This window comes from Streptomyces sp. NBC_00091 (assembly GCF_026343185.1).
Classification (GTDB): domain Bacteria; phylum Actinomycetota; class Actinomycetes; order Streptomycetales; family Streptomycetaceae; genus Streptomyces.
The window spans coordinates 477494-488928 of sequence record NZ_JAPEMA010000004.1 but is presented as its reverse complement, the minus strand read 5'-3'; the positions used below and the strand labels follow the sequence as shown (position 1 = coordinate 488928).

11 protein-coding genes and 2 pseudogenes are annotated in these 11435 nt (G+C 71.6%); 4 read left to right on the top strand and 9 right to left on the bottom strand.

Annotation, left to right across the window (positions count from 1 at the left end; genetic code table 11):
* Nucleotides 1-793: pseudogene (locus OOK34_RS35295) on the top strand (DMT family transporter); the annotation flags it as partial.
* A 24-nt stretch (nucleotides 794-817) separates the two neighbouring features.
* Here OOK34_RS35295 and OOK34_RS35290 read toward each other — a convergent pair.
* The 8 genes and pseudogenes from OOK34_RS35290 to OOK34_RS35255 all read right to left on the bottom strand — a co-directional run bounded on the left by OOK34_RS35290 (nucleotide 818) and on the right by OOK34_RS35255 (nucleotide 5818).
* Entirely contained in the window at nucleotides 818-2197 is a 1380-nt protein-coding gene (locus tag OOK34_RS35290; RefSeq protein WP_267036553.1) for a transglycosylase family protein, read from the bottom strand.
* Between the two features lie 107 nt (nucleotides 2198-2304).
* Nucleotides 2305-2499, bottom strand: a complete 195-nt coding sequence (locus OOK34_RS35285) for a hypothetical protein (protein WP_267036552.1) — start codon at nucleotides 2497-2499, stop codon at nucleotides 2305-2307.
* Between the two features lie 21 nt (nucleotides 2500-2520).
* The gene (locus OOK34_RS35280) at nucleotides 2521-3150 is read right to left on the bottom strand and encodes an aspartate/glutamate racemase family protein (RefSeq protein ID WP_267036932.1); all 630 of its coding nucleotides are present in this window, start codon (nucleotides 3148-3150) and stop codon (nucleotides 2521-2523) included.
* Nucleotides 3144-3485 (bottom strand): GNAT family N-acetyltransferase, encoded by a 342-nt coding sequence (locus tag OOK34_RS35275; RefSeq protein WP_267036551.1) that lies wholly within the window; start codon nucleotides 3483-3485, stop codon nucleotides 3144-3146. Before OOK34_RS35275 ends, OOK34_RS35280 begins: the two co-directional genes overlap by 7 nt.
* 15 nt (nucleotides 3486-3500) lie before the next feature.
* A complete protein-coding gene (gene panD / locus OOK34_RS35270; RefSeq protein ID WP_267036550.1) occupies nucleotides 3501-3920 on the bottom strand; it encodes an aspartate 1-decarboxylase in 420 nt (139 codons plus the stop codon).
* A gap of 118 nt (nucleotides 3921-4038) precedes the next feature.
* Nucleotides 4039-4167, bottom strand: a pseudogene (locus tag OOK34_RS35265) (radical SAM protein); the annotation flags it as partial.
* 9 nt (nucleotides 4168-4176) lie between these two features.
* Nucleotides 4177-5355, bottom strand: a complete 1179-nt coding sequence (locus OOK34_RS35260; protein ID WP_267036549.1) for an MFS transporter — start codon at nucleotides 5353-5355, stop codon at nucleotides 4177-4179.
* A 70-nt stretch (nucleotides 5356-5425) separates the two neighbouring features.
* Complete coding sequence (locus OOK34_RS35255; RefSeq protein WP_267036548.1) at nucleotides 5426-5818, bottom strand: ester cyclase; 393 nt, start codon at nucleotides 5816-5818, stop codon at nucleotides 5426-5428.
* 126 nt (nucleotides 5819-5944) lie between these two features.
* On the opposite strand from OOK34_RS35255, the gene OOK34_RS35250 reads away from it, so the two are divergent.
* The 3 genes from OOK34_RS35250 (at nucleotide 5945) to OOK34_RS35240 (ending at nucleotide 9465) form a co-directional block, all read left to right on the top strand.
* Nucleotides 5945-6523 carry a PadR family transcriptional regulator gene (locus tag OOK34_RS35250; RefSeq protein WP_267036547.1) on the top strand — a complete coding sequence of 193 codons (579 nt, stop codon included), beginning with the start codon at nucleotides 5945-5947 and terminating at the stop codon, nucleotides 6521-6523.
* A gap of 20 nt (nucleotides 6524-6543) precedes the next feature.
* The gene (locus OOK34_RS35245; protein ID WP_267036546.1) at nucleotides 6544-7527 is read left to right on the top strand and encodes an NADPH:quinone reductase; all 984 of its coding nucleotides are present in this window, start codon (nucleotides 6544-6546) and stop codon (nucleotides 7525-7527) included.
* A 537-nt stretch (nucleotides 7528-8064) separates the two neighbouring features.
* Complete coding sequence (locus OOK34_RS35240) at nucleotides 8065-9465, top strand: glycoside hydrolase family 43 protein (RefSeq protein ID WP_267036545.1); 1401 nt, start codon at nucleotides 8065-8067, stop codon at nucleotides 9463-9465.
* 178 nt (nucleotides 9466-9643) lie between these two features.
* On the opposite strand, the gene OOK34_RS35235 is transcribed toward OOK34_RS35240, so the two are convergent.
* A complete protein-coding gene (locus OOK34_RS35235; RefSeq protein ID WP_267036544.1) occupies nucleotides 9644-11359 on the bottom strand; it encodes an LPXTG cell wall anchor domain-containing protein in 1716 nt (571 codons plus the stop codon).
* Between the last annotated feature and the right edge of the window lie 76 nt (nucleotides 11360-11435).

Genomic DNA, 11435 nt, shown 5'->3' with positions numbered 1-11435 from the left:
GGTTCTCCTCTGCCTGGTCTCCGCCGTCGCCTACGCGGGCGGCGCGATCGTCCAGGAACGCGTCGCGGCGAGTACGCCGGACCGCGCCTACGCCCCGCTGCGCCGGGCCGGCTGGTGGGTGGCGGTCGCGCTGAACGGCCTCGGCGCGCTGCTGCACGTGGTGGCGCTGGCCTACGGGCCGCTGAGCCTGGTCCAGCCGCTCGGGGCGCTGACCATCGTCTTCGCGCTCCCGATGACGGCCGTCTTCGTACGCCGCCGGGCGGGTGCGGCGGCCTGGCGCGGGGCGCTGCTGGCCACGGCGGGTCTGGCCGGGCTGCTGGCCCTGACGGGCGGGGACGGCCGCGGGGACCAGGCCCTGGCGGGCGGCGAGCGGAGTCTGCTCCTGACGGTGACGGCGGCCGCGGCGGCGGTGCTGTTCCTGGCGGCCCGGCGGGTGCGCCGGGCGGTGCTGCGCAGTGTGCTGCTGGCCGCGGCGGCCGGTACCGCCTTCGGGATGGCCTCGGTGTTCACCAAGTCGGTGGCCGAGGGCTTCGCCCCGGGTGCGCTGGGCGGCCAGTGGCCGGACCTGGCGGCGATCGCCGTACTGGCGGCCGGCGGGCTGCTGCTGTCCCAGGCGGCCTACCGGGGAGCCGGGCTGACCGCGCCGCTGGCCACGGTGACCGTGGTCAATCCGGTGGTCGCGGCGGCGGTCGGGATCTCGATGTTCGACGAGGGCTTCCGGTACGGGACCGCCGGGGCGGTGGCGGCGCTGGCGAGCGGCGCGCTGGCGGCGGCCGGCCTGGTCCTGCTCACGGCCGTGCCGCCGCACGTGCGGGGGTCAGATCCCGACGCCCTTGCCGCGGAGGTACTTCAGCGGGTCGATGTCGGAGCCGTAGCCGGGTCCGCTGCGCATCTCGAAGTGCAGGTGCGGGCCGCTGGAGTTGCCGGTCGAGCCGGAGCGGCCGATCCGCTGGCCGCCGGAGACCTGCTGGCCGGCCTTGACGCCGAGCGCGGAGAGGTGGGCGTACTGGGAGTAGCGGCCGTCGGTGTGCTTGATGACGACCTGGTAGCCGTACGCTCCGGCCCAGCCGGCCGACTCGACCGTGCCGGCACCCACGGCCTTGACGCTGGTGCCGGTCGGCACCGGGAAGTCGACGCCCGTGTGGTAGCCGCTGGACCAGGAGGACCCCGCGACGCGGTAGGCGGTGCCGATGCCGGAGTCGACGGGGGCGCTGAACCCGCCCGAGGCGGGCTTCTGCTCCGCTGAGGCGGGCTTGCCGGCGGGCTTGGCGACCGGCTCGGGCTTGGGCGTCTCGGCGGGCTTGGGCTTCGGCGTCTCGGCCGGCTTCGACTGCTCGGGCTTCGGCTTCGGCTGCTCGGGCTTGGCCTGCTCCGGTTTGGCCTGCTCGGGCTTCTTCTGCTCCGGCTGCGGAGCGGCCGGTTCCACGGGCTTGACCGGCTCCGCGGTGCGCGGCGGCTTCTCGGGGTTCTGGGCGGGCGGGGCGGTGGTGACCCTGAGGGTGAGCCGCTGGCCCGGGAAGATCATGTTGGGGTTGCCGCCGACCGTGGACCGGTTGGTCTCGTACAGTGCCTGCCAGCCGCCCTCGAGGTGCTGCTCGGCGGCGATCGTCGACAGGGAGTCCCCGGGCGCGACCACGTACGGGTTCGGCAGGACGGAGGTCCCGGTCGGGCGGGGCATGGTGACGGGGGCCGGGGTGGTGGCCTTGGTCGGCTGGATCCGGTCCTTGGGGGCCTGCGGCGCGGGCTTCGCCGCGGGCTTGGCAGACGGTTCGGGCGCCGGCTTCGTGGAGGGCCGGGTGTCGACGGCGGGCGCCGGACCGCTGCGGCTGAGCCCGGCCTGGGGGCCGCACGCGGGCCACGCCCTGGGCCCCTGCCCCTTGAGCACCTTCTCGGCGACGGCGATCTGCTGGGCCTTGGTGGCGAGGTCGGCGCGGGCGGCGAAGGCGGTGCCGCCGAATTCGCGCCAGGTGCTCTGGCTGAACTGGAGGCCGCCGTAGTAGCCGTTCCCGGTGTTGATCTGCCAGTTGTTGGTCGACTCGCAGGCGGCGACCTTGTTCCAGGTGTCCACGGAGGCGGCCTGTGCGTCCCCGGCGCCGATCAGGGGGAGGGCTAATCCCGCGCCACCCGCGGTGACGACGAGCGAGGCCCGGTTGATGCTGCTCGGCTGGTACCGGCGGTGCCGGCCCCGTACACCCATGGGAGCCCCCCCTTGAAGACATCAGGAACCGCACAACCTAACGGCGCTCCGATGACCTGACAAGGGTGACAACCAGCCGCCCTGCGGCTGGAGTTGACGGTTTCGGCTCAGCTCAGCGGCCCGGGCTGCGGGATCGGCGCGGGCACCGGGGGCGTGGGCACCGGGTCCGGCTCGGGGAAGGGCTGCGGCACCGGCGGCCCCGGGCGCGGCACGGGCTCGGGGTCCGGCAGCGGCGGGTACGGGTCCGGGACCGGCGCCGGATCGGGGACCGGCGGCTGCGTCTGCTCTACGTTTCGCACCATGAGTCCCACCTTCCCCCGATCTCAGCCGGTATGCCCCTCGGCGAGGGCGGCGGCCAGGCCGGGGGCGGGGCTGGAGAGCACGGGCAGGCGGGTGCGGACGAGGCCGGCGGCCGCGGCCATCGAGGCCTGGGCCAGGACGATGACGTCCGCGTCCGTGACGGCGTCCGCCGCCCCGGCCACCGCCGCGAGGTACCCGGCGGCGTCACCCGCCTCGAAGCGGTCCCAGGCGCCGGGCACCAGGTGCGTACGGACGGACAGGGGCCGCCCGCCGGCCTCCTCGGCCAGCAGGGCCCCGGTCGGGGCGAAGGTCGACTCCACGGTGGCCAGCAGGGCGATCCGCGGGCCCGTACGTACGGCCTCGGCCGCCATCGGCCGGTCCACCCGCAGCACCGGGAACCCGAGGGCCGGGGCGAGGGACTCCGCGACCGCCCCGATGGTCGAGCAGGTGACCAGCACCGGGCCGCCGGATTCCCGGAGCAGCCCGAGCAGCTCGGGGACCACGGACTCCGGGCCGCGGGCCCGGGCCCGGTCCAGCAGGTCCGGGACCACCAGGTGGCGCAGTACGGCCTCCGGGTGGTCCCGCTCGCGCAGTGCGTCGAAGACCGGGACGTGCACCGGGGAGGTGTGCAGCAGCGTCAGCCCGCTCACCAGAGGTCGGCGTCCCGGTCCAGTTGCGCCCTGGCCGCCTCGGCGACCGCGGCCGGGGGCTCGGGCGCCCGGTCGGGGTGGCGGGCGGCCCAGCTCGCGGCGTAGGGGCAGAGCGGGACGACCGGTACCCCCTCCGCGGCGGCGATCCCGTAGAACCCCTTCACCAGGTCCCCGGCGATCCCGCGGCCCTCGTGGCCCGGCTCGACCACGGTGTGCACCGCCACCAGGGCGTGGGGCTCGGCGGCGAGCACGAAGTAGGCGATGAAGCCGACCACCCTGCTGTCCTCGACGGCCAGCAGCCGCCCCGCTTTGCGCTCGTCCACCAGCTCGATCGCCATGATCCCCGACTCCCCTCAGACAGCCACCGAGTGGGGGCTGCGCTCCTGGTCCGTTCCCGGCACCGGGGCGGACGGGTCCGCGCCCAGCTCGATGATCCTGTTGTCGCCGTCCACGTGCACGACGCGCGGCTTGAGCGCCCGCGCCTCCGCGTCCTCGACCTGCGCGTAGCTGATCAGGATGACGAGGTCCCCGGGGTGCACGAGATGCGCGGCGGCCCCGTTGATCCCGATGACCCCGGAGCCCCGCTCCCCCTCGATGACGTACGTCTCGAGCCGCGCACCATTGGTGATGTCCACGATGTGGACGAGCTCCCCGGGCAGCAGATCGGCGGCGTCGAGCAGGTCGGCGTCGATGGTCACAGAGCCGACGTAGTGCAGGTCGGCCTGGGTCACCGTGGCCCGGTGGATCTTGGACTTGAACATGGTGCGCAGCATTTTGGACTCCTGGAAGACGGCTCCCTGCCAGCTTTCTGCAGGTCAAGGGCGTTCTTCACTGTACATCGGCACGCGTCAGATCGGAGATTATTAGGAACATCGCCCCCCTCTGACGAGAAGACTTCGCGTGGACCTCGTGGAAGGTGATGCTGAGGGACTCCGGGGTGTCGAAGGTCCGGGTACGGACTGTGCCGGGGGCGAAGAGTGCGGCGGGCCGGGCGGCGTCGGTGAGGTTGTTGCAGCGCACGAAGTCTGCTCAGCGGGCTTGGGGTTCGGGTTCCGGGGCGAGAGGGCCGGGCTGGGGTGCACGGATGGCTGGCGCGGTTTCCGGGAGGCGGCGCAGGACGGGCAGGACGGCCAGGGCAGTGGCGGCGACCAGGGCGCCGGGGATCAGGGCCCAGCCGGTGGAGTCGACCAGGGCCTGGGAGGCGTACGGGGTGAGTCCGCCGAAGAGGGCGGTGGCTGCGGTGGCGCCGAGCGCGAGGCCGCTGAGGCGCTGGGCGACGGGGAACTGTTCGGCGATCGCGGAGGCCGCGACCGCACTGATGCCGCCTGCCACGCAGGCCAGGACGATCGCGCCGGTCAGTGCGGCGGCGAAGCTGCCCTGGGTCATCAGGCCGAACATGGCCGGCGGCAGGATCACCGCCAGGGCACCGAAGAGCGTGAGTGCGGGGCGGCGGCCGACCCGGTCGGACAGGGCACCCGCGAACGGCGTGACGACGATGACGACGAGGGCCGCGATGGTCGACAGCCACAGGGCGTCGGACTCGCTGAAGCCGCTGACCGCGCCGAGGTAGGTGGGGACGTAGCTGATGCCGACGTAGTACGTCACCGAGCCGAGCGCCGAGATCGCGAACGTCCGGTAGAGCGCGGGGCGCTGGGTGCGCAGAGTGGTCATCAGCGGGCCCGCGCCCTTGGTGTCGGGCGGGGGCTGCTGCTCGAAGGCGGGGGATTCGCGCATGGTGGAGCGGGCGATCAGCACCGTGGTGGCGAGCAGCGTGCCGAACAGGAAGGGGATGCGCCACCCCCACGCGTCCAGGGCGGGACCGGGGACGAGGGTGACGGTGAGGGCAGTGACCCCGGCGGCGGAGCCGATCTGGTCGCGGGTCGGGAGCAGGGCGGTGGCCAGCATCGCGGAGGTCATCACCGCCATCGAGCCGAGCAGCACCTTGCGGCGCCCGAGCCGGTCCCCGATGTGGCCGAAGGCCATCGCGCCGAGCGGGCGCATCAGGTAGGCGACGGCGAAGACCGCCAGGGTGATCAGGAGCGAGGTGGAGCCGGTGCCGAAGAACACCCGGGACAGCACGGTGGTCATGTACAGGTACAGCGTGAAGTCGTACCACTCCACGACGGTGGACAGGGCCGCCACCAGAATGGAGGACCGGGGCAGGACGGCTATCGCCTGAGCGGGCGGTGCGGGTGCGAGGGATTCCATGGTGTGCCTTGCGGGAGGGCGGCAGCGCGGACCTGGACGGTTGCGCGGGAGGAGGAGGCGACTGTCTGCCTCACGGCGCCGGTACGGCGCCGATCTGCTGCATCACCCCGAGGAGGTCGGGCTGGCCCCGTTCGCCGACGATCCGGCCGTCGGCCAGGTAGTAGAAGTTCATGGCCTGCACCGAGATCTTGTTGCCGCTCGCCGGGATCCCGAAGAATTCACCGTCGTGGGTTCCCCGCATGGTGAACCGCGCGGCGACCGTGTCGCCTTCGGTGACCGTCTCCTCCAGCGTCCACTGAACGTCGGGGAAGGCGCTGCGCATCATCCCGAGGACTTCCATGTACCCATCGGGCCCCCGCAGTGGTTCCGGGTGACTTGGCGCGTGGAACACCGCGTCCGGAGAAATGACCTCGCGGGCGAGATCCTCGTTGCCCGTGTTGATGAACTCGACGAAACGGTTCATCACTGACTCGGTGGACTGCGACTGCATCTTGCTGTCCCTCTCCAGAAACGTTTGGGCGGGTACCTACGAGCATAACATCGAATCGATGTTCACATCGATTCGATGCACCTGTGCGAAGATGGACTCATGCTGGAACTCGCGATACTCGGCTTCCTCGCCGAGGGACCCCTGCCCGGACACGAGCTGCGCCGCCGCGTCTCACAGCTGACCGGCTATACGCGGCCGGTCAGTGACGGCAGCCTGTATCCGGCGATCAATCGTCTGACCAAGGCGGGCTTGATCGAGCGGCGCGCCGACCCGGCCGCGGGGGCGGCACGGTACGTGCTCAGTCTGACCGCGGCCGGACGGGCCGACATGCTTCAGCGTCTGCGCGAGCCCGCCGACCACGAGATCACCGACTTCACCCGGTTCTACATCGTTCTGGCCTTCCTCTCTCACCTGCCCGACGTAGCCGAGCAGCACGTGGTGCTGCGTAGGCGGCTGGAGTTCCTGGAAGAACCGGCGAGCTTCTTCTACGACAACGAGCGGCCCCTGCGTGCCGAGGAGGTCGCCGACCCCTACCGGCGGGGCATGCTGCTCACCGCCCGCGCCACCAGTCGCGCGGAGCGGACCTGGCTGCGCGAGGCCCTCGGGGACGAAGCCCCCGTATTCGACACCGGACGCGCCGACAGCGATCCGCACGCACCCGCCGCTCCCGCGAGCTGACTGTCCACGGAGGTACCCCCATGCTTGCTTCCTGGTACGACGACCAGGGCCCCGCCGCCGATGCCCTGCACGTCGGTGAACTACCTGATCCCGCCCCCGGCCCCGGCGAGGTCCGCGTCCGTGTCACCGTCTCGGGCGTCAACCCCGGCGACACCAAGAAGCGGCGCGGCTGGCTCGGCTCGTCCATGCCCCATCCACGGGTGATCCCGCACAGCGACGCCGCCGGGGTCATCGACGCCGTGGGCGCCCAAGTCGACGCCCATCGCGTCGGACAGCGGGTCTGGGTATACGGCGCCCAGTCCTACCGCCCCTTCGGCACAGCTGCTCAGTACACCGTCGTACCCGACAACCAGGCCGTACCTCTGCCAGACCACCTCAGCGACGAGCTGGGGGCGAGCCTCGGCATCCCCGGCATCACCGCCCACCGCACCGTCTTCGCCGACGGCCCGGTCGACGGCCGACTGGTCCTGGTCCACGGAGTCCTCGGCGGCGTCGGCTCCCTGGCCGCCCAGCTCGCCCACTGGGCCGGCGCCACCGTACTCGCCACCGTCCGCCGCACCGCGGACCTCGACCTCGTCGACCCGACCGTCGTCTCCCACGCCGTCGCCCTGGACACCGGCGACCCCGCCGCGGCCATCCGCTCGTACGCGCCACGGGGCGTCGACCGGATCATCGAGGTCGCGCTGTCCGACAACGCCGATCTCGACAACGCCGTCGCCGCCAACAACGCCGTCATCGCGGCCTACGCCACCCGCACGGACCGCACCGAGATCCCCTTCTGGCCGCTGCTGTTCAACAACGTCACCCTGCGGCTGCTCGGCAGCGACGACTTCCCCGCCGAGGCCAAGGGCCAGGCCGCCCGCGACCTCACCTCCGCAGCCGCCGTCGGCGCCCTCACCATCGCCGTCGGCGACCGCTACCCGCTGGACGACATCGCCAAGGCCCACGACCACGTCGACGCCGGCGGTGGCCACGGCCGCATCCTGCTCGCCATCCCCCAATAGCGCAGACGGAGTGCCGGCCGGCCACCTGGGGAGGGGCGTCGCGCTGGCGATGAAGCTTCTGGCGATCAGCTTCGCGCGGCGTGCACTGGATGCGGGCCTTCCACCACCCGGGCAACGCTGCGGCCCTCGGCATGAACCGGCGGCTGGGCTTCGTCGAGGCCGACGTGCCCGTCCGGGACGACGGATCGGGTCGGGCCGCGCTTCCCGACCGGGCAGCGGGACGACCTTGCGCGTGACCTTGACGCGCTACTCGGGCAGACCCATAGTGATGGCCACCGAGCCGCTCTCATCTACCGCGTGTCCTGGCCGAATTGATTGTTAGCGCTAACATTCGATCCTGCTTCCACCGTCCCCGCACTCCCGACGGGCTGGGCTCCACGGAGCGGGCAGCAACCTCCCGCCCCGGGACGCAACGTCCGCGACCACCCGCGGGACCCGTTGCATCCCGTGGTCCGGGCGCCCCCGCCCAGCGCTGCGACGGTGCATGCCGTGACTGCCGAGAACGGCCGCCCGCCCCCCACGCACCCTGGAGCGCAAATGACCGCAACAACCGGCCCCGGCCCCCACCCGTCGCGACGCCTGTTCCTCGGTATGGCCGCCACCGTCCCGCTGGCCCTGTCCGGAACGCTGGCCCTGGGCGCGCGGCCCGCCTACGCCGCGGACGCGGCCTACGTCATGGGCTACTTCACCGAGTCCGCGACCATGCTGGAGGCCGACTACGGCCTGCACCTGGCGGTCAGCACCGACGGCCTGCGCTGGATGCCGCTCAACCAGAACAACCCCGTGGTGACCCCGACCGCGGGTGCGGGCGGTCTGCGTGATCCGTTCATCATGCGCAAGCAGGACGGCACCTTCGTCGTCCTCGCCACCGACCTCAAGGGCACCGACTGGGGCTACAACAGCCAGTACATCCACGTCTGGGACTCCGCGGACCTGCGCGCCCTCACCGGCTACCGCCGGCTGAAGCTGCACGACATGGTGACCCACAGCTGGGCACCCGAGGCGTTCTGGGACGCCGGCCGCGGCGAGTACGGGATCATCTACTCGTCGGTCAATGCCAGCGGCCACAACGTGCTCATGGTGAACTACACCACCAACTTCCAGACGGTGACGTCCCCGCAGGTCTTCTTCGACCCCGGCTACGACATCATCGACGGCAACCTCGCCGTGGGTGTGAACGGCGTCAACTACCTCTACTACAGGGGGAGGGACCAGGCCCTCGTGGGCGCGCGGTCGACCACCCTGCAGCCGGGCAGCTTCACGCCCTTCAGCACGGCGGCCGCCCACGGCGGCACCGAGGCGCCGACCCTGGTGAAGTCCCTGACCTCCGGATCCTGGTACCTGTGGGGCGACACCTACACGCCGAACGGCGTCTTCTACGCCTGGCAGAGCAACGACCTCGCCGCCGGCACCTGGACCGCGCTGGACCAGCGCGACTACACCCAGCCCCTCAACTCCAAGCACTGCACCATCGCGACGATCACCACGACCGAGTACGACAACCTCGTGGCGAAGTGGGGCAGCCCCGCCTGGAACCGGCTGAAGTCCTACAACTACCCCGACCGTTACGTCCGTCACGCCAACTCCGTCGGCCGGATCGATGTCTACCCGTTCGACCCGTACACCGACTCGCAGTGGAAGCTCGTACGCGGCCTGGCCGACAGCGCGGGCGTGTCCTTCCAGTCGGTCAACTTCCCGACCCGCTACCTGCGGCACTCCAACTACGACCTGCGGCTGGAAGAGAACGACGGCACCGCGACCTTCGCCGCGGCCGCCACGTTCCACAGGACCGCCGGCCTGGCCGACTCCTCCTGGTCGTCCTTCCGTTCGCACAACTTCCCGACGCATTACATCCGGCACACCGGCTACGTCCTGCGCATCGACCCGATCGCCACCACCACGGAGAAGGCCGACGCCACCTTCCACGTCGGCTACTGACGGGGGTCGGCTCGGGCCACCCCACGGGCCGGGACCGGTGCCGAGGTAGGCCAGGTCCAGGTCAACGACCCCGGCCTTGTTTGTTACCTGACCGCCGACGCCGGCGCGGAGGCCGACGGCCCGGCGCGCGCCACGGGTGGGTGGCGTTGCTGCCGGGCCGTCGGTCACTCACGCGGTCTCACTTCCCGTGCAAAGCCCTGCGGCGACGTCCGCGAAGCACCAGCACGCTGCCGGCGGCGATGACCAGCAGGCCACCGAGGGCGCTGTAGGTGATGGTGTTGCTCACCCCGGTGGAAGCCAGGCCGCCGGACGTGCTGCCCGGGGTCGGCTGGCCGACGGGTACGCCGCGCTCCGCCTGCGCACGGGTGCCGGTCGTGCCGGAGGCGGTAACAACCGGCGTGGCGGCGGTCGGCGTGGGGGCGGGCGTCGGCTTGGCAGCGCCGGCGGTCCCCGACGCGGGCTTCAGCTGAAGAGTCGTGATCGAGTACGGCGGCAGCGTCTGTGCGACCGCCGTGCCCCGCTTCGCCGTCGTCAGGGCAGTATCTCCCTTGGCATACGAAACGGTCGTGACCTCCCCGGCGGCCGGGGTGAATCCGGCGTACGAGAGCGACACCGGCGCCGCGTTCTGCGGGCTCTTGTTGATCAGCATGACGTTCAGACCGCCGTTGCCGCTCCGCACCGCGTGCACGGCAACCGACGAGTTGCCCGAGGACGACTTGACCATGGTGTCGCCGGGCTGCGCCAGTGCGGTCAGCGAGCGGATGCCCCAGTAGGTGGGGAAGGGCGTGTCGCGCGGCGGTTGGCACTTCCCCCCGGCGCAGGTTCCAGCGGAGAGAATGCCCCCATCCCGGTAGTCGGTCTCGCCGTGGACGGTGGTGGGTGCTTCGCCCGAGCCGTTGTGCAGGTTCCACCAGTCCACGTGGGTGGCACCCTGCTCGAACCAGGTCATGTAGGTGTCCGGCGCGAACAGGGCCGCGGCCTGGCTGGTCAAGGCGGGCGAGCCGACGGCATCGGTCTCGGTGACCGCGATCTCCACCGAAGCGGCGCGCGAGCCCGCGTACTTGGCGATCAGCGAGCGCAGCGAGGACGTGACACCGGCGATCCGCGAGGGGGTGTTCAGCAGGTCGGCCGTGGTGGTGCCGCCCGGATACCAGTGGACGATGACGAAGTCGATCGAGCTTGCCGCGATGGAGAGCACCGTGTGGTTCCAGTCGGCGCTGTCACCGGGAGCCTTCTCCGTATCCGGCCAGCCGCCGGGGGTGGTGAGCACCGCTCCGATCTTCACCTTCGGGTCCACGGCCTTCATCGCCTTCGAGTAGGCGACCAGGTTCTTTCCGTACTCCTTCGGGCTCTTGTCGGCGTGGGTGTCGGTTTCCCATCCCTTGCCGTTGCCGTAGTGCCCGTTGCCGTAGACCTCGTTGCCGATCTCCCAGTACTTCACGCCGTAACCTTTGTCGACGTTGGCGTACTTGACCCAGTCGGCGGCCTCCTGGGGGGTGCCGGAACCGTAGTTCGCGGTCAGGATCGGCTGGGCGCCGACCTTCTTCGCGGTGGCCATGAAGTGGTCGAAGTTGGTGTTGGAGGGGATCCAGCCGCTGCCGTCGCCGGAGGTGTGGGTCTTCCAGTGGTAGTCGTCCGCGCCGGAGCCGCCGGGATAGCGCAGTTGCCGGACTCCCGCGGCCTTCATCAGCGATGTCACCTTGGGGTCCCCCATGTGCTCGTCGCCGAAGCCCGTGTTGAGGCCGACACCACTGCTGGGCACCGTGCCCAAGGAGGTACCGGCATCCACACTGATGCGGACGGTCGGCGCTGCGCCCGCGCTGGGCGCCAGGGCGCCGACACCGGCCGAGGCGGCGAGCACCGCCACCGCCCCCACGACCAAATGCCGGAGCATCCGGCTACGGCGGGGCGTGCGGTCCCGAGGCATCGGCTGCTCGGGGGATCTCGGGTTGCCTGGTGACATGTGGGGC